The organism is Aminobacter sp. P4_D5, assembly GCF_056401815.1.
The window spans coordinates 1-982 of the sequence record NZ_JBFUIP010000447.1 but is presented as its reverse complement, the minus strand read 5'-3'; the positions used below and the strand labels follow the sequence as shown (position 1 = coordinate 982).

The 982-nt window shown below is 73.9% G+C and carries 1 protein-coding gene; it reads left to right on the top strand.

Features of this window, described 5'->3' with window-relative positions:
• On the top strand, window positions 1–854 hold an 854-nt coding region (locus AC1DWF_RS32640), incomplete at its 5' end, for an efflux RND transporter periplasmic adaptor subunit (protein WP_476842661.1).
• Window positions 855–982: the final 128 nt, after the last annotated feature.

Below are 982 nucleotides of genomic sequence, written 5' to 3'. Positions count from 1 at the left end.
GTCTGGCGCAGAGCATCGCCGGCGGGCGCGTGACGCCGCCGGAGGGCGGATTGCCGCGCCTCGGCCAGCAGGTGCGGCGGGGCGACGTGCTGGCGCTGGTGGAGGCGCCGTTGCCCATCGCCGACCGCACCACCATCGCAGAGCGCGGGGGCGAGATCGACCAGCTCATCGCCGGCGCCGAGGCGCGGCTGAACCGCGCGCGCTCGCTGGTCGCGAGCGGCGCCGGCACGCGCGTGCAGGTCATCGACACGGAGATCGAGCTCGACGGCCTGCGCCGCCGCCGCGCGCTGATCGGCGCGAACCGCATCGAGCCCGAGGCCATCCGCGCACCGGCGGACGGCATCATTGCGGTGGCCCGGGTCGTGGCGGGGCAGGTGGTGCAGGCGCAGGATATTCTCTTCCAGATCCTCGACCCGTCAGGGCTCTGGGTGGAGGCGCTGGTCTACGGGCCGGATGCCGCGCGGCTGGAGGTGCAGGACGCCACCGCCGCGGCCGGCGACGGGATGCCCATGCGGCTGACGCTGCAGGGCTTCGGCCAGGTGCTGCAGCAGCAGGCGACGCTGGTGCAGTTCCGCATCGAGAATGCGCCGGCGGGCCTGTCGCTGGGCCAGCCGGTGCGCGTGGTGGCGCGGCTGGCGGAGAACCTGCGCGGGCTGATCCTGCCGCGCGCCGCCGTGGTGCGCGCGGCCAATGGCGAGAGCGTCGTCTGGCGGCATGTGGAACCCGAGACCTTCTCGGCTGCCGCGGTGCGGGTCGAGCCGATCGACGCCGCGCGCGTACTCGTCGCGGCCGGGCTGTCGCCGGGCGAGCGCGTGGTGGTGCAGGGCGCTGGCCTCGTGAACCAGATCCGCTGATGTTCGCCGCCCTCGTCTCCGCGAGCCTGCGCAATCGCCTGCTCGTCCTCGCCGCCGTTGTGGTCCTGATGGCCTATGGCGCCTTCGTGCTCCCGAAGGTGCCGGTGGACGTCTTTCCCGACCTCAAC